Origin of the sequence: Bacteroides sp. AN502(2024) (genome assembly GCF_041227145.1) — a bacterium.
GTDB lineage: Bacteria > Bacteroidota > Bacteroidia > Bacteroidales > Bacteroidaceae > Bacteroides.
The window spans coordinates 101,819-119,539 of the sequence record NZ_JBGFSP010000009.1; the positions used below are offsets into that span (position 1 = coordinate 101,819).

Annotated in this window: 10 protein-coding genes and 3 tRNA genes; 3 read left to right on the forward strand and 10 right to left on the reverse strand. The window is 37.6% G+C overall.

What is annotated here, in order from left to right; genetic code table 11:
- Positions 1-48 precede the first annotated feature (48 nt).
- Positions 49-942 carry a 4-hydroxy-tetrahydrodipicolinate synthase gene (gene dapA, locus AB9N12_RS17275; protein ID WP_369893367.1) on the forward strand — a complete coding sequence of 298 codons (894 nt, stop codon included), beginning with the start codon at positions 49-51 and terminating at the stop codon, positions 940-942.
- 178 nt (positions 943-1,120) lie between these two features.
- Here dapA and AB9N12_RS17280 read toward each other — a convergent pair.
- The 6 genes from AB9N12_RS17280 to AB9N12_RS17305 all read right to left on the reverse strand — a co-directional run bounded on the left by AB9N12_RS17280 (position 1,121) and on the right by AB9N12_RS17305 (position 8,645).
- Positions 1,121-1,194 (reverse strand) — tRNA-Arg (locus AB9N12_RS17280).
- A gap of 26 nt (positions 1,195-1,220) precedes the next feature.
- Positions 1,221-1,294: transfer RNA gene (locus tag AB9N12_RS17285), tRNA-Arg, on the reverse strand.
- 21 nt (positions 1,295-1,315) lie between these two features.
- Positions 1,316-1,389, reverse strand: a tRNA-Arg gene (locus tag AB9N12_RS17290).
- 78 nt (positions 1,390-1,467) lie between these two features.
- Positions 1,468-3,765, reverse strand: coding sequence for a patatin-like phospholipase family protein (locus AB9N12_RS17295; protein WP_369893368.1), 2,298 nt, complete (start codon positions 3,763-3,765; stop codon positions 1,468-1,470).
- A 171-nt stretch (positions 3,766-3,936) separates the two neighbouring features.
- Positions 3,937-5,982 (reverse strand): molecular chaperone HtpG, encoded by a 2,046-nt coding sequence (gene htpG / locus AB9N12_RS17300; RefSeq protein WP_369893369.1) that lies wholly within the window; start codon positions 5,980-5,982, stop codon positions 3,937-3,939.
- 134 nt (positions 5,983-6,116) lie between these two features.
- The gene (locus AB9N12_RS17305; protein WP_369893370.1) at positions 6,117-8,645 is read right to left on the reverse strand and encodes an ATP-dependent Clp protease ATP-binding subunit; all 2,529 of its coding nucleotides are present in this window, start codon (positions 8,643-8,645) and stop codon (positions 6,117-6,119) included.
- Between the two features lie 356 nt (positions 8,646-9,001).
- Between AB9N12_RS17305 and gyrA the strand changes: the two genes are divergently transcribed.
- Positions 9,002-11,578, forward strand: a complete 2,577-nt coding sequence (gene gyrA, locus AB9N12_RS17310) for a DNA gyrase subunit A (RefSeq protein ID WP_369893371.1) — start codon at positions 9,002-9,004, stop codon at positions 11,576-11,578.
- 32 nt (positions 11,579-11,610) lie between these two features.
- Positions 11,611-12,825, forward strand: a complete 1,215-nt coding sequence (locus AB9N12_RS17315) for a tetratricopeptide repeat protein (RefSeq protein ID WP_369893372.1) — start codon at positions 11,611-11,613, stop codon at positions 12,823-12,825.
- A 1,044-nt stretch (positions 12,826-13,869) separates the two neighbouring features.
- On the opposite strand, the gene AB9N12_RS17320 is transcribed toward AB9N12_RS17315, so the two are convergent.
- From AB9N12_RS17320 to AB9N12_RS17335, 4 genes are all read right to left on the reverse strand, one after another.
- Positions 13,870-14,154, reverse strand: coding sequence for a DNA-binding protein (locus tag AB9N12_RS17320; protein WP_369893373.1), 285 nt, complete (start codon positions 14,152-14,154; stop codon positions 13,870-13,872).
- A 125-nt stretch (positions 14,155-14,279) separates the two neighbouring features.
- Positions 14,280-15,113, reverse strand: coding sequence for a tetratricopeptide repeat protein (locus tag AB9N12_RS17325; RefSeq protein WP_369893374.1), 834 nt, complete (start codon positions 15,111-15,113; stop codon positions 14,280-14,282).
- An 18-nt stretch (positions 15,114-15,131) separates the two neighbouring features.
- Positions 15,132-16,964, reverse strand: a complete 1,833-nt coding sequence (locus AB9N12_RS17330) for a BatD family protein (protein ID WP_369893375.1) — start codon at positions 16,962-16,964, stop codon at positions 15,132-15,134.
- Between the two features lie 31 nt (positions 16,965-16,995).
- Positions 16,996-17,718 carry a tetratricopeptide repeat protein gene (locus AB9N12_RS17335; protein WP_369893376.1) on the reverse strand — a complete coding sequence of 241 codons (723 nt, stop codon included), beginning with the start codon at positions 17,716-17,718 and terminating at the stop codon, positions 16,996-16,998.
- Positions 17,719-17,721 lie beyond the last annotated feature (3 nt).

Genomic DNA, 17,721 nt, shown 5'->3' on the forward strand with positions numbered 1-17,721 from the left:
TATTCGTACTTTTGCGACTAAATAAATTAGAGATTATAATTAAAACTCATGATACAGACTAAATTGAAAGGAATGGGGGTAGCACTGATTACTCCTTTCAAAGAGGATGAGAGCGTTGACTACGATGCGTTAATGCGTATGGTAGACTATCTGTTACAGAATAATGCGGATTTCTTGTGTGTGCTGGGGACTACAGCTGAAACACCAACTCTGACCGAGGAAGAAAAGAAAACTATAAAAAAGATGGTAATTGACCGCGTTAACGGAAGAATTCCTATTCTGTTGGGTGTAGGTGGTAATAACACTTGCGCTATTGTAGAAACATTGAAAAACGATGATTTTACAGGAGTTGATGCTATATTGTCTGTTGTGCCGTATTATAACAAACCTTCTCAAGAAGGTATTTATCAGCATTATAAAGCGATTGCGGAAGCTACGGAGCTTCCCATTGTGTTGTATAATGTTCCTGGACGTACGGGAGTAAATATGACTGCTGAAACTACTTTGCGGATTGCTCGTGATTTTAATAATGTAGTGGCTATTAAAGAAGCATCCGGCAATATTACTCAAATGGATGATATTATTAAAAATAAGCCGGAAAATTTCAATGTAATCTCCGGAGATGATGGTATAACCTTTCCTCTTATTACGTTGGGAGCCGTTGGTGTGATTTCGGTAATAGGTAATGCTTTTCCTCGTGAATTTAGCCGTATGACGCGCTTGGCGCTTCAAGGAGACTTTGCCAATGCATTAACCATTCACCATCGATTCACGGAATTATTCAATTTATTATTTGTTGATGGAAATCCGGCAGGGGTAAAATCAATGTTGAATGCCATGGGTATGATCGAAAATAAACTTCGGTTACCACTAGTTCCTACTCGCATTACTACATTTGAGGCAATACGTAAGGTTTTGAATGAATTGAATATTAAATGCTGATACTTCTTCAGCGAGAACTCATAATAAACATCTAAGTGTTTAAAATAAATATCCCAATGATTGAATTCAATCATTGGGATATTTATTTTAAACCTGCCTATGATTTATTTTTTGACACATGACATATTTCAACAAAGTGAAAAATAAAAATCCTCCGCATCAAATGTAGAGGATTTTGTGATCGCGACAGGATTCAAACCTGTAACCGGCTGATCCGTAGTCAGCTACTCTATTCAGTTGAGCTACGCGACCTCAAATAATATAACTTGTAATTTTAGTGACCGCGACAGGATTCAAACCTGTAACCGGCTGATCCGTAGTCAGCTACTCTATTCAGTTGAGCTACGCGGCCATTCAGTTAAATCAAAAAAAGTGATCGCGACAGGATTCAAACCTGTAACCGGCTGATCCGTAGTCAGCTACTCTATTCAGTTGAGCTACGCGACCGTTATTTTGTTTTAACGGGTGCAAAGATACGGACTTTTCCCGAATTAACAAGCTTTTCAACGACTTTTTTGTAGAAAATTATTCTATGAACCGATAATTGAATAGTTGCAAACCTATACTTAGTCCGACATTCCACTCCCTTTTCGGTGAGCTATAATGATTTACATATGCTGAGATATCTCCAAAAGGCAATTGACACACAACAGAAATTTCTCCTAAATATTCAAACTTAGAGAAAGCTTTCCCGTAATACGCTTTATTCAACGAATTTTTTTCAATTGGATAAATAGGCATAAAACCATAAAATTCTCCCCGGAAATGGAACATCTGGCTCAAACGGTAAATAGGCCGAATGCCGGCTCCGGCAAATTGATTGGCACGAAAAGCTTCATTGTAGGTCAATTTGCTATGTATTGTAGGAGAAAACTCTCCTGCTTGCATCATTGTGGCCGTATAGTTCTCGGAGAAATTTTTGGAAGCATACAATGCTTTCAAATACCATCCTAAAACCCAATGTTCACTCATATTATGATATTTCTCTTTCATATAAGATAATTGTAGCCAGGAGTGATGGTCTTTATCGTTACTGGTCGTACTTCCTTCACCTGGATAGAATCGTTCTTTCCCAACGAAAATCTGGGCAACAAGAGCTTCTCTGTATCCACGTGTAGGGTATTGCTTAGAATTAAGGGTACTTCCATTAAAACTAATTGATCCACCGAACAAATCATAGCGGCTTTTATCAAATTTATCATTTCCAAAGTCAATGACACTTTTTTGAAAATATTTATCCTCTATTTTTGCAATTCCTACCCCAAACTCTGCTCGCTTGCTCGAAAGGAAAGGTAATCCAACCTGTAATTTCAAAAAACGTTCGTCTTTCTGGTTAAAGGCTGGTTTGTTGTTTCGTGAAAAAAGCTTGTCCTTTTTAAAATAGTCGAAAGTACTGATTGAACCTATAAGGCGGTATGAAGTAGGAATGGCAGTGGCAAAGTCTATTTTTGCCATAAATTGCACGTTGTTATATACTTTTCCAAGTTGTCCGTCAAGAATAAACTCTTTGGCATAATAGTTTAAATCCTGATAGCTAAGTCCCAGATAGATCTGATTCGAATTGGAGGTAGATATATTACCTCCCAACCTTACAGCAAAATTATTTTCTAATTTGACTTTTAAATGTAGGTCATAAGTGTCATCTTCTGGGTTATAAATAGCATGTGGTATAATTTCAGAGATCATTTTATCCGATAGTAATCGAAAATAACCTTGTTTTAAATCTTCATAGGTGAATTCTTTATTATCTAATTTATGAATTTCTTTTTTAATATATGCTTGTTGTTGTGGATTAGCTCCATCAATAGTGATATTTTTAAAACGTAGTTCCGGGAAATTACTACGGTATACCATTCTTCTCAAACGTATATTGTCCAAATTCACACGTCGGTGGATACGACTTTTGATAGAATCCATCATGCTGATGGTTCGATTATATCCTATGTCATGTAATTCGTCGATACGTTGAAAATCCATTAGGTTGACATTGTCATATTTGAACGTCATTAAAATACCCATAGAGTCAGGAATGGAATAATCGGTTTTCTGCATCACCATATTCTCAATTTGACTTATGAGGTCATTTTCCTTGGGTTTTGTAGGATTGGTTGATACAACGCTTCCTATGATGACATCCGGATGGAAATCATCTCTCATTACATCTGTAGGAAAGTTATTATAGATGCCTCCATCGTAAGCTAATACATTGTCTATTTCAATAGGTTTAAACATGAAAGGGAAGCTCATGGAAGCTCTGACTGCATCTCCTAAATCACCCTCCTTCATGACTAACTGTTTTTTATTGTACACATCCGATGCAATGCAGCGGAAAGGAACGAAAAGTTTATCAAAATCTCCCTTACAAGCGGCCGTGGCACGAGCATATAGGTCAACAAACACGAGATTCATTTGAATCGGGTTGACAACGCTGGTGGGCAGGAATTGAGGTTTAAAACTCTTCAGTGAATCTTTGAATGAAAAACGAATATTGAAAAATTCGGGAGTAGGAAGATTCTTTTTGAAATGGTATACATATTTTTCTTCCACCTCTCCGGAATACCATCGTTTAAATTCTTCTGATTTGAGTAGCTCTACCATGTCATCAGGAGAATAACCCATGGCATACAAGGAACCGACAATGGCTCCCATGGAAGTACCTGCAATGTAGTCAATAGGGATGTTATTTTCTTCCAATGCGCGGATGATGCCGATGTGTGTCATACCTTTAGCGCCACCACCGCTTAATACAAGTCCAACTTTTTGGGCATGGATAGCCGGAATAATCAGCCATAAAGTAATTAACACTAAAAAAAATTTTCTCATAACCCAAATCAAACAATTGAATTTTTTGTCTATTAAGTGTTCAAATATATATAATACTTTTCAATTAATCGATATTTTGCCGATCGTTTTAAATTGAAAAAGAGCATTGCAACGTATATTTAACGTTGAATGCTCTTTCTTGAAGTATGTGTTATGTTTAAAGGGGCGATATTAAATCAACTCAATGCTACGTTTTACGAAGTTATTCAAAGCTTCACCTCTTAACATATTGTTTTGAAGTAAAGCCAGATCGATAAGCTGGCGGATAACTTTATTATTGTTTGCATAGCCGATAAAGATAGCTTCTTTCTTACTTTTCAGCTCATTCCACTTCTGGTCGAGCTCGTTTAGTTCATCTTTTTCAGCTGTTGGAATTTCTTCCTCTTTTTTACCTTTCTGTTTGTCTTTCAACTCATTACGTTGCTTGTTGACGTTATCCATTTCGGAGAGTATCGGAGCTACTTCTGCTTGACAGGTATTCTCTTCTTCATTCAATACTTGTTTTATCAACTTATGGTCTGAATTTAGGATCAGATTAAACATGTCGGGCATTTCGCCATAGAAGCTCATTCCGGCTTGAATATTAGCCATTTCTTTCATACGACGCATATATTCGCTTTGAGTAATCATGACCGGAGCTGAAAATTCTCCCAACGCCTGCGTTGTCACATTGAATTCAACCTTATCCATTTTAGGTAATTGACTCTTGAAGGCTGTTGTGATTGCATCTTGTTTGTTGGCTTCCAGAGTTTCACCTTTTTTGTCTTCTTTTACAATAAGATTGTCAACAACATCACTGTCTACACGGGTAAAACGGGACTTTTCAAACTTTTGCTCCAACATACTTACCATAGCTACATCTAACTGACCATCCATGAGCAAGACATTGTAGCCTTTGTTGGCGGCAGCTTCAATATAACTGTATTGCTCGTCCTTGTTATTTGCATACAGATAGATTAGATTTCCATCTTTGTCTGTCTGATTTTCTTTAATAAGGGACTGATATTCCTCGAATGTGTAATGTTTGTCATTTGTATCGGTGAAAAGGGCGAATTTTTGCGCTTTATCATAGAAATCCTCTTGTGTGAGCATTCCATAGTTGATAAAAATTTTCAAGTCGTTCCACTTTTCTTCAAACTGCTTACGGTCATTTTTGAATATAGACTGCAGACGGTCGGAAACTTTCTTGGTGATATAAGTTGAAATCTTCTTCACGTTCGAGTCGCTTTGCAAGTATGAACGGGAAACGTTTAACGGAATATCCGGAGAATCTATTACTCCGTGTAACAAAGTCAGGAAATCCGGCACAATGCCTTCAACAGAGTCTGTTACATATACCTGATTGCAATATAACTGAATCTTATTCTTATTTAATTCAATATTGCTCTTTACCTTCGGGAAGTAGAGGATACCAGTCAGATGGAATGGATAATCCACATTCAGGTGAATCCAAAAGAGTGGTTCATCAGACATCGGATACAGCTTGCTATAGAATGATTTGTAATCTTCATCCGAAAGTTCGCTAGGCTTGCGTGTCCATAAAGGAGTGGTTTCATTGATTATATTATCTTCAGCCGTTTCTACCTGTTTGCCATCTTTCCATTCTTTCTTTTTTCCAAATGCAATAGATACAGGAAGGAAGCTGCAATATTTCTTCAGAAGTTCGGAGATACGTGCTTCTTCGAGGAATTCTTTGCAGTCGTCATCAATATATAAGATGATATCTGATCCACGGTCGGTCTTTTCTATTTCTTCAATAGTGAATTCAGGGCTGCCATCACAAGTCCATTTTACGGCTTTTGCATCGTCTTTGTATGATTTAGTGATGATTTCCACCTTCTTTGCAACCATAAAGGCAGAGTAGAAGCCTAGTCCGAAATGTCCGATAATGGCATTTGCATCATTTTTGTATTTTTCCAGAAAGTCATTAGCTCCAGAGAAGGCTATTTGATTGATGTACTTCTCTATTTCTTCTGCAGTCAAACCAATACCGCGGTCAGAAATGGTAATAGTATCTTTGCCTAATTTAACGTGAACAGTTAAATCACCCAATTCACCTTTAAATTCGCCAATAGAAGCAAGCGTATTCAGTTTCTGAGTGGCATCTACCGCATTGGATACTAACTCGCGCAGAAAAATCTCATGGTCACTGTACAAAAACTTTTTAATGATAGGGAAAATGTTTTCTGTTGTAACCCCAATATTACCTTTTTGCATAATACGTATATTTTTTTAGTTTATCTATTGATTAATTTTAATTGATGTTTGTTCAGAGAGACACAAAAAAAATGCCAGACCCGAAGGCCTGACATTATGACATATTGAACAATTTTCTCATTCAGGAAAGAGCTCTATTCCGGAGCAATAACTTTCATCTCCAGTTCGCCTTTTTCTTTATTAAAGGTTACTTGGATAGTATCTCCCTCTTTTAAAGACGAAGAAATAATAAGTTCGGATAAACCATCCTCCAAATGGGTTTGAATTGCCCGCTTTAAAGGACGGGCGCCATATTGTGCGTCATATCCCTTGCTAGCGATGAATTCCTTCGCCTTATCTTCAATAACAAGCTTGTAACCAATAGATTCTATTCTACTGTACAGTCCTTTTAACTCAATGTCTATAATCTTTGTGATCGCTTCCAAAGAAAGTTGATCAAACGTGATAATCTCGTCTACACGATTGATAAATTCAGGTGCGAATGATTTATTTATAGATTTTTGTATTACACTTCGCGAGAATTCTTTATCATCCAGGCGACTTTGTGTCGCAAAACCAACACCACGTCCAAATTCTTTCAATTGGCGGGTTCCGATATTGGAAGTCATGATAATAACGGTATTTTTGAAATCTACCATTCTGCCATAACTGTCAGTCAGACGACCCTCATCCATTACCTGAAGCAGGATATTAAATACATCCGGATGTGCTTTTTCTATTTCATCGAGCAACACAATGGAGTATGGTTTACGACGCACTTTCTCTGTCAGCTGACCACCTTCTTCATATCCTACGTATCCCGGAGGTGCTCCGACCAAGCGTGAAACAGTGAACTTTTCCATATATTCACTCATATCAATACGAATCAACGCATCGGCAGAACCGAACATATACTTAGCCAACTCTTTGGCTAAGTGAGTTTTACCAACTCCTGTCGGACCTAAGAACATAAACGTTCCAATGGGCTTATTGGGATCTTTGAGTCCTACACGGCTTCGCAAAATGGCTTTAACCAACTTCTCTATCGCTGTGTCTTGTGCGATGACTTTAGCTTGCAAATCTTCTTTCATACCTGCTAGCTTGACACCTTCGGCCTGTGCCATTCGTTGTACTGGAATGCCTGACATCATGGAGATAACGTTGGAAATTTCTTCAACATCAACAGTTTGCCTGTTTTCTTTTAGACTGGCTTCCCATTCTTTTTTCATCTTATCCAATTGGATAGAAAGCTCTTTCTCCTTATCTCGGAAGCTGGCCGCAAGTTCGAAATTCTGCGATTTTACGGCTTCATTTTTCTTGTTTTTAGCTTCTTCAATTAGCTTCTCCTGTTCTTCTATCTCTTTGGGTACATTGACATTAGTAAGATGTACACGTGAGCCGGCTTCATCTAAAGCATCAATGGCTTTATCAGGGAAATTACGATCTGTGATATAGCGGTCTGTCAGCTTGACACATGCTTCCAATGCTTCATCCGTATAATACACATTGTGATGATCTTCATACTTATCCTTGATATTACGCAAAATCTGCAGAGTTTCGACAGCAGTAGTCGGTTCTACGATTACTTTCTGGAAACGACGTTCCAAAGCGCCATCTTTCTCAATATTCTTACGATATTCATCAAGAGTGGTAGCACCGATACATTGTATTTCTCCTCTTGCCAATGCTGGTTTTAACATATTGGCAGCATCCATAGAGCCTGCTGCAGAGCCTGCGCCTACAATCGTGTGAATTTCATCAATGAACAATATAACATTCGGATTTTTCTGCAATTCATTGAGAATGGAGCGGATACGTTCTTCAAATTGTCCGCGATATTTGGTTCCTGCTACAACTGCAGTCATGTCAAGAGCTACCACTCGTTTATCGAACAGAATCCGCGAAACCTTTTTCTGAATGATTCTCAATGCAAGACCTTCAACAATCGCTGATTTTCCTACACCGGGTTCACCAATCAGAATCGGGTTATTCTTTTTGCGTCGGCTTAATATTTGAGCTAAGCGTTCGATCTCTCTTTCTCTGCCCACGACAGGATCTAGGCGTCCTTCCTCTGCTGCTTTTGTCATATCGGTACCGAAATTATCAAGTACCGGCGTGTCATTAGACGGCTTCTTTGAAGTGGTTTGTGCTTGTTGGCGTTCTTCCGATCCACCTCTGCCGGAACGAGGAGAAGACATTTCTTCCTCCTCATCATCGTCTTCCGTAAAGCCCATGCCGGAGTTGACATCCGGTTGCAATGTGGCTTGTTCCAGTACTTTCACATAATTTATATCATTTGCTTCAAGTACGGAAGCTGCCATATTGTTTTTTTCTCTTAAAATAGCCAATAATACATGTTCTGTATCAGCAATGTTACTTTTCATTCCACGAGCTTCTAAAATACACATTTTTAATATCTTTGCCGCATCATTAGATAACGGCACTTCTGCGTCAGGCAATAACATATCATCGGCTTCTGCCTTTAGCTGAGCTTCAATCTGCTGTTTTATAGTAGCCAGATTGGTGTTGAGTTTAGATAATATCTCGATCGCTTTTCCTTCACCATCACGGAGTATTCCCAAAAGCAGGTGTTCGGGACCTATATACCTACTTCTCAACCGATTCGCCTCTTCCTTACTGTAGACGATAATGTCGGAAACTCTTTGTGAGAATTGATTATTCATACTTTTCCTTTTTTCTAAGGGTTATTCACTGACAAATATACGCATTTAATCAACTTTGCATTGCAATATTTGCTTTTATTTCTTATATCTACAAATGGCGTGCCATAAAAACGGTATATGTGCACTATATATATTAAGGTATAACAAATAATCAGCTCTTTTGGGGCCGAATTATTTGTCTTTACATCTTATTTTTACCGTTTTTATCTTTTTATTTTCCTATTTTAAAATTTGGCGGGTAATCGTCCCAGTCATGATAAAACTTTCTTTCTAAAAACTTTCGTATATCGAGGAAAAGTAGTACTTTAGCGTGGTTTTTCACAAACCGTAGAATGTATAATTAATAATCATTTTAAATGCTTGAACAAGACAGAATTATAAAGATTAACATCGAGGAGGAAATGAAGTCATCGTACATTGACTACTCCATGTCGGTCATTGTTTCACGTGCCCTTCCGGATGTTAGAGATGGATTTAAGCCTGTCCACCGTAGAATTTTATACGGAATGATGGAATTAGGCAATACTTCAGACAAACCTTATAAAAAATCTGCGAGAATTGTGGGTGAGGTACTTGGTAAGTATCATCCTCATGGGGATTCTTCTGTTTATTTTGCAATGGTACGTATGGCGCAGGAATGGGCTATGCGCTATCCTTTGGTAGATGGACAAGGAAACTTTGGTTCTGTGGATGGTGATAGCCCTGCTGCTATGCGTTATACAGAGGCTCGTCTTAATAAGCTGGGTGAGGCAATGATGGATGACCTGTATAAGGAAACCGTTGATTTTGAGCCTAACTTTGATAATACGCTGGTGGAACCTAAGGTGATGCCGACGCGTATCCCGAATCTTCTGGTGAACGGAGCGTCAGGTATTGCTGTCGGTATGGCTACTAATATGCCTCCTCATAATCTTTCGGAAGTGATTGAAGCATGTGATGCATATATTGATAATCCGGAAATCACGGTAGAGGAACTGATGGAATTTGTCAAAGCACCAGATTTTCCTACTGGCGGATATATATATGGTGTGAGTGGTGTACGCGAAGCGTATCTGACAGGCCGCGGACGTGTAATTATGCGTGCGAAAGCTGAAATTGAAAGCGGGCAAACGCATGATAAGATCGTAATAACAGAGATTCCTTATAATGTAAATAAGGCCGAACTGATTAAATATATTGCTGATCTTGTAAACGATAAGAAGATAGAAGGTATCTCAAATGCCAACGATGAGTCTGACCGTGATGGTATGCGCATTGTTATTGACGTAAAACGGGATGCAAATGCAAGTGTGGTGTTGAATAAACTCTATAAAATGACAGCTTTGCAGACCTCTTTTGGAGTAAACAATGTGGCATTGGTTCATGGACGTCCGAAAACGTTGAATCTAAAAGATTTAATTAAATATTTCATAGAGCATAGACACGAAGTTGTTATTCGTCGTACGCAGTTTGATCTCCGTAAGGCAAAAGAACGTGCACACATTCTTGAAGGTTTGATTATTGCTTCGGATAATATCGATGAAGTAATTCGTATCATTCGTGCTGCAAAAACTCCGAATGACGCTATAGCAGGCTTGATTGAACGGTTTAACTTGACAGAAATTCAGTCTCGCGCAATTGTGGAAATGCGCTTGCGTCAGTTAACCGGCCTGATGCAGGACCAGCTTCACGCGGAATATGAAGAAATAATGAAGCAGATAGCTTATTTGGAAAGTATTTTGGCTGATGATGAAGTATGCCGTCAGGTAATGAAAGAGGAGTTGCTGGAAGTTAAAGCGAAATACGGAGATGAACGTCGTTCTGAGATTGTTTATTCTTCAGAAGAATTTAATCCGGAAGATTTCTATGCAGATGATCAGATGATTATTACCATTTCTCATATGGGCTATATTAAACGTACACCGTTGACTGAATTCCGTACACAAAATCGTGGTGGAGTAGGGTCAAAAGGTACCGAAACCCGTGATGAGGACTTTGTAGAGCACATTTATCCTGCTACTATGCACAATACCATGATGTTCTTTACACAAAAGGGAAAGTGCTATTGGCTGAAAGTATATGAAATACCGGAAGGAACCAAGAATTCTAAAGGGCGTGCTATTCAGAACTTATTAAATATTGATTCGGACGACAATGTAACTGCTTACTTGCGTGTGAAGAGTTTAGAAGATTCAGAGTTCATTAATAGCCATTATGTATTATTCTGTACTAAGAAAGGCGTAATAAAGAAGACATTGCTCGAACAGTATTCTCGTCCCCGTCAGAATGGTGTGAATGCTATCACTATCCGCGAAGATGATAGCGTAATTGAAGTTCGTATGACGAATGGCAATAATGAAATCATCATTGCAAACCGCAATGGACGTGCAATTCGTTTCCATGAGGCAACAGTTCGCGTTATGGGACGTACAGCAACAGGTGTACGTGGTATTACATTGGATAATGATGGCCAGGATGAAGTGGTAGGAATGATTTGTATCAAAGATCTGGAAACAGAATCTGTAATGGTAGTTTCCGAACAAGGATATGGCAAACGTTCTGAAATTGAGGATTATCGTAAAACGAACCGTGGAGGTAAGGGAGTAAAGACCATAAATATTACCGAAAAGACAGGTAAGTTGGTAACAATCAAGTCGGTAACCGATGAAAATGACTTGATGATCATTAATAAGTCCGGTATCACCATCCGTTTGAAGGTAGCGGATATTCGTATAATGGGCCGTGCTACTCAAGGAGTTCGATTGATAAATCTTGAAAAACGTAACGACCAGATCGGTTCGGTATGCAAGGTTATGACAGAAAATCTCGAAGATGAAATTCCGGCAGAAGAGGCAGAAGGTACAATCGTGAGCGATCCGAATACTGCTGCTCCTGATATTGCTGATGCAGCGGACATTGATGAAAACGATAGCAATAACGAAATAGAGGAATAGACATAATATTAATAATTAATCAAACAACAATCATGAAAAGAGTATTATTTTCGATGGTTTTATTGATGGCTGTTAACTTTTCATTTGCACAGATGAAGAGTGTAAAGGAAGCAAAGAGTATAGCTAATGACGTAAAACCTAATTTTAAGCAGGCTGAACAGCTTATTGAGGAAGCTATGAAGAATCCTGAAACGAAGGATCTTGCTGAGACATGGGACGTTGCTGGACTTATTCAGAAACGTATCAACGAGGAGCAAATGAAAAATGCTTTTTTGAAGAAGCCGTATGATACATTGAAAGTATACAATAGTATTCTGAAAATGTATGAATATTATAATAAATGTGATGAATTAGCGGAAATACCTAATGAAAAGGGAAAAGTTAAAAACAAATATCGGAAAGCTAACGCTTCCAGTATGTTGGTGGAACGTCCTAATTTGATTAATGGAGGTATTCAGTATTTCAACTTGGACAAGAATAAAGAAGCTTTGAAATTCTTTGCAACCTATGTAGAGTCTGCTTCTTATCCAATGTTAGCTGATAAAGAGTTGGCTAAGAATGATACTCTTATTCCACAAATTGCTTATTATGCAACATTAGCTGCTGATAGAGTGGGGGATAAAGATGCAATTATCAAATATGCACCTATGGCTTTATCTGATAAAGATGGCGGCAAATTTGCAATGCAGTTGATGGCTGATGCTTATAAGGCTAAAGGTGATACTGCTGCTTGGATTAAATCTTTGGAAGAGGGTATCCTTAAATTCCCTGGAAATGATTATTTCTTTGCTAATTTGGTTGATTATTATAATAGTTCTAATCAGGCTTCTAAGGCTATGGAGTTTGCTGATAGAATGTTGGCTAATGATTCGAATAATAAGTTGTATTTGTATGTAAAAGCATATCTTTATCATAATATGAAGGAATATGATAATGCTATCGAATACTACAAAAAAGCGATTGCCGCTGATCCTCAATATGCAGAAGCATACTCAAATGTAGGCTTAGTATATTTGATGAAAGCGCAGGATTATGCTGATAAAGCAACAACAGATATCAATGATCCTAAGTATGCTGAAGCACAGGCTGTGGTTAAGAAGTTCTACGAAGAAGCTAAACCGTTCTATGAAAAAGCCAGAGCTTTGAAACCTGATCAACAAGATTTATGGTTGCAAGGTCTTTACAGAGTTTACTATAACTTGAATATGGGGCCTGAATTCGAAGAAATCGATAAGATGATGAAATAATCATTACTGAAAAATGAAGTAATTATTTCAAAAAAAACGTAAAGACAGCTTACTAGAAATACCCAAAAGAGAGTGTGTCAAAACTCCCTCTTTGAAGAAATTGAGGCTGTCTAACAAGTCCTATTTTAACGATTTCACCCCTGCCAGAATATGTTTGGCAGGGGTGATTTCTAATTACTGAGACCTGTTAGACAGCCTCAAATCTTTCTATTTGGGCATTTTGACACATCCTCTTATATTTTTTATTTTGAGAGTATCCCACACGTAGACTTAAGATTGTTGGAATACATCAGTACGTAAGCTGAACAAATAGAGGCTTTATCTTGGTAAAATAGAGGTTCTATCTTGGCAAAACTGAGGCTCTATTTGGGTGAAACAGAGGCTCCGTTTGAATGAAATGCAAGCTCCGTTTCGTAAAACAGATCCCTTATTATAAGAATAGTATCAAAACTGAGGCTGAAAGCACACACCTTTGCATTCAGGTGTGCCTTCAGGCAAAACCTTCGATGAAAAGGGGCTTTTTGAGAAAAGCTGAAGGCTGAAGGCAGTTTTTTGTTTTTATTATTTCTGTCTGTTTTTTCTCTTACGATGAGTATTACTGTACCTATTTTGAGAAGAAGTTCACTCGTTGCTACACAAAAAAGAAAACAGGACATAACAAATGCTGTTCAGTCGTTTCTTTCACTTTGATTTAATTTGCTATTCCTTTTATGTGTTTATTTTAAGCTAAGAATGTCCCTAGAATTAGAAAAAGGCAGGAAGTTTATTATAATGCCTCCGTCTTATTAAACATAATATTAATTATTTACTAATTCTGAATGCTTATTTTTTTATTGATTGATCAGCTGTTTTAATAACAAGCAATGGTGTCTGAATGAAAAATCATTTTCCTGGCAATATACTTGGATTAAATAATCGAGCAAATATATTCCTTTTGTAAGAAGTCAAAGTGATTTTAAGAATCTGTGCTTTGGTGTATGTCAGAATGAAAACAAATAAGAAATCCCAATTGAATCAACAATTGGGATTTCAGTTTGTTATATTTTAAACTTGCACAGATTCGGTAGCCTGTTCTTTTTGCATATTCAATTCATCTAGGATTTTTAAAGCCCGGTCAAGAACGGTCGTATCATCCAACATAACAAGCCCTCCATCTGGACCAGGCTCAAGATGTATTCCGACACTTTTTCCTTCCTTGAAATTGTGTCCTCCGAAGAAGTTTCGCACTGTATCTACGTGCAAACCAAGTTCGTCTGCTATTCTATGCATGCTACCGCTTGGCAATGAATCTTTAATTTTACGGAGTTCATTAAACGTTATTGTTCTCATGTCTCATAAATTTAATGGTTAATACTATGTGATTTTTATCACGCTATAAACTTAAGCAAAAAAAAAGATAAAACAAATTATTTGCTTATCTTTTTTTCTTGAATTTATAAAATCTATTAATGACCTTATATCACCTCAATAGCAGAAGCTGGTACCCATCCGACTTTTCCATCTTCCAGTCGAATCTCTTTCCATTCTTTCATAGAGTTATCTTTTACACTTACCTTTCTCCCTTCATGGAGAATAAACAAACTAGTCCCGCTTTCACTTGGGGTGCTTCGTACTGTTACACTTGGATTCATTACTATCGCCTCACTTCGATTGACCAAATGCTTTTTTTGCTGCGAGGCAAAAAGATTAGAGCAAATAGTGACAATCAGAAAAATGATTCCTGAGATGAAACCTATTTTCTTTAACATAATCTGTTTGGAGAATATAAAGAAATAGAGAGCGATAATCAATAGAATAAAGGAAACAATGCCCCATGTGGCCCATGCATCTACACTCATACTATTTGTCAAGGATTTAATCCATGAAACAAAAAATACCTCAGGAACAGGTTCAACCTTGTCTATTGTCTTTGCACGTGCCACTTCAAGATTGGCACGGATATCACCATTTCCCGGTTGTAATAGCAGAGCACGCTCATAATTTAAAACAGCTTTTGCTATCTCCCCTATTTTATAATAACTATTTCCAAGGTTGTAATAGACGTCAGCAGCTTCTCCATTTTTTAATAATGCTTCATAGATCTGAATAGCTGCTGCATAATCTTCTTTTATATATGCGGAATCTCCTTCAGCTTTTGTTGCATCTTCCAGTGTATTACTGGAAAACGTGGTATGCGAAGCGTGGATAGAATCAATTCCATTCGTTTGTCTAGAATCAATGCTTAACGAATCTTGTCCGAAACAAGTAAGTGACACTGATAATAATATAAAAAATAATATCTTTTTCATGACATAATCTCTTCTGGGTTAATGTTTTATTGAATTCTCCATTTTGCTTATTACTTCTATTGAAGAAGAATAAACTTTATCCATGGCTTGATTCTCATCACCTGGAGCAAACCGAGCAAATTCACAATCATTCAATGCATTCAGGAATTCTTTGATCAGTTCCTCATTCACTCCGTGATTTCTTAGTTTCTCTTCAATATTATCTTTGGATAAACGAGATACCGGAATATTCAGTTTATCGCTTATATATCCCCATAATGCCTTTAATACCTCATCATAGAAAGCATCTTTCTTATTTTCGGAGAGCAATTTTCCTGCAAACTTCATACGCTTCGTTGCCACTTTATTTGCTTTCTTCGTACGCTTTTTAGCAACATTTGCATTTTCAGCAGCTTGTTTACGATAAATAATGAAGAAAATAATAAAGGCAAGAGCCGGAATGATATAAAACAACCAATATGTCATTGAACCATAAAAGAAATTTCCTTTAGGTTGGAGAGTCACTTCATTCTGTTTGATATAACGGATGTCTTCACCTAATACTTTCAAGTCCTCTTTATTCGTGAAGTTAGCAATTACTTGATCCGCATTACCTGTACCTTTCTCAACATTTATTACATAATCTTCTGTTTTCAATGTTTTGTAAGACTTGGATCGAATATCAAAATAGCTGAAAGATACTCCCGGAATCTTATATGTTCCGGCATGTCTTGGAATTGCCAGATATTCAATAACCTTATTGCCCGTGAGTCCTTCCCGGGTTAGTCTGACTTGATTGTCTACTTTGGGGTCGTATACTTCAAAATCATCCGGGAATTTAATTTCCGGATGAGAAATCAATTTCAGGTTACCTGTACCGGATATTACTAGTTTAATCGTAATAGCATCATTGGTTTTCAGTTCTTTACTGTTGATAGAAGAAGATATGTTGAACTCTCCCACTCCACCTGAGAAATCTGCTGGTTTACTCGAAGGAAGCGGATTGACATTTATTGCTATCTTAGGAGTGGAAATATTTTTTTTAATTTCAATGACATTACTTCCTCCATTGAAGAAGGCGTCAAAAGGATCATCTGATTGCACTGCTTTTCCGACTGTCATCTGAAACTGTGCCGGATCAATATATAATTTTCCCGATTGTTGCGGGAAGAGAACAAACTGGCGATAGACAGTTGTATAGTAATTACGTCCATGATAATGCTCCGGAGTCCATCTGGCATGGGTTGTCATTTCTATTTCTTGAGAATGAAAACCTTTAAAGTCGGGCAATTTCGCATTATTAAGTTGTAAGTTGGATTCTCTGGTGTATATTTTATAGGTCAGGACAAATGCTTCCTGCTCATACACATTCGTTTTACTGGCACTTGCCATAATAAAAAGGTCTTGGTTAGAGACACTTATGCCAGATGAAGAATGTATAGAACCACCACTATTACTATTATTTTGCCCGTTATTGCCACCTTGATCTTGTGGCAATACCTTAATCTTTACAGAGTTTGATACCATTTGGTCACCATCGGCAACAATGGAGGCTCCGGGTATTGTGTATTCTCCGGCATTATTAGTCATTAATATGTATGTAAATGTAATACTACTAGTAGATGTAACACTACCATTCACTATTTGAGTACTACTTTGTTGTGAACGACTGGGTCCCATCAACACATCAAAACCTTTGATTGATGGTGCCCGAAAATCTTTCACTTTTTGTGTCGTTACAGTATACGACAGCCTGAATTGGTCGCCTACTACCACTACATCAGGAGCAGAAGCAGTAAAAGACACCTTATCAGCAAACACATGAGTGCTATATGCTATCAATGCCATCAATATAATAATCAGTTTTTTCATTGCTTATGAAATTTATATCATCAACTTTATATTACCAATCTTTTTCCAAACGACCGCCTTGCATAACTTTTTGTTGCTTCTTCACCTTATCCTGTACATCTTTTTCGTCCTGCATGACAGAATTTAGTAATTGTTCAGCATTCTCCTTTGACATCTGATTGTCTTGTTTCTTTTCAGATTTCGGTGGTTGCTGCTGATCTTTCTTCTCATCTTGTTTCTGATCCTTCTGTTTATCTTTATTCTGGTCCTGCTTCTGATCTTGCTTTTGTTGATCTTTGTTTTGATCCTGATTTTGATCTTGATTCTGCTGGTTTTGTTGATCTTTCAGCATTTTCTGTGCAAGAGCCAAATTGTAGCGGGTTTCATGATCGGTAGGATTATTACGTAGTGACATTTTATATGCATCTACAGCTTTGGCATAATCTTTACCAGCTTGGAAAATTACTCCCATATTGTGGTAAATATGGGCAAGTTTCATTTTATCTTTTTCTATTTTGCTGGCCGATACATATTGTTCCATAGCATCCTGAAACTTTTGCTGTTGCGAAAGGGTATTTCCCAGATTATACATGGATACCGTAGACTTAGGATTGGCTTCCAAGGCCTTCCGGTAATTCACCTCTGCATCAACAAATACACTATCATTAAACAGACGGTTTCCTTTACGGATATAGTCGCGTTCTGCTTTCTGAGCCGATACACCGGCTGCCGCTAACAGAAATACAGCGAATAGAATATATTTACTTTTTGACATACG

Bases quoted from the DNA above. Each gene is read 5' to 3' on its own strand.
- dapA (WP_369893367.1), top strand. From the start codon at position 49: ATGATACAGACTAAATTGAAAGGAATGGGGGTAGCACTGATTACTCCT.
- AB9N12_RS17295 (WP_369893368.1), bottom strand. From the start codon at position 3,765: ATGAGAAAATTTTTTTTAGTGTTAATTACTTTATGGCTGATTATTCCG.
- htpG (WP_369893369.1), bottom strand. From the start codon at position 5,982: ATGCAAAAAGGTAATATTGGGGTTACAACAGAAAACATTTTCCCTATC.
- AB9N12_RS17305 (WP_369893370.1), bottom strand. From the start codon at position 8,645: ATGAATAATCAATTCTCACAAAGAGTTTCCGACATTATCGTCTACAGT.
- gyrA (WP_369893371.1), top strand. From the start codon at position 9,002: ATGCTTGAACAAGACAGAATTATAAAGATTAACATCGAGGAGGAAATG.
- AB9N12_RS17315 (WP_369893372.1), top strand. From the start codon at position 11,611: ATGAAAAGAGTATTATTTTCGATGGTTTTATTGATGGCTGTTAACTTT.
- AB9N12_RS17320 (WP_369893373.1), bottom strand. From the start codon at position 14,154: ATGAGAACAATAACGTTTAATGAACTCCGTAAAATTAAAGATTCATTG.
- AB9N12_RS17325 (WP_369893374.1), bottom strand. From the start codon at position 15,113: ATGAAAAAGATATTATTTTTTATATTATTATCAGTGTCACTTACTTGT.
- AB9N12_RS17330 (WP_369893375.1), bottom strand. From the start codon at position 16,964: ATGAAAAAACTGATTATTATATTGATGGCATTGATAGCATATAGCACT.
- AB9N12_RS17335 (WP_369893376.1), bottom strand. From the start codon at position 17,718: ATGTCAAAAAGTAAATATATTCTATTCGCTGTATTTCTGTTAGCGGCA.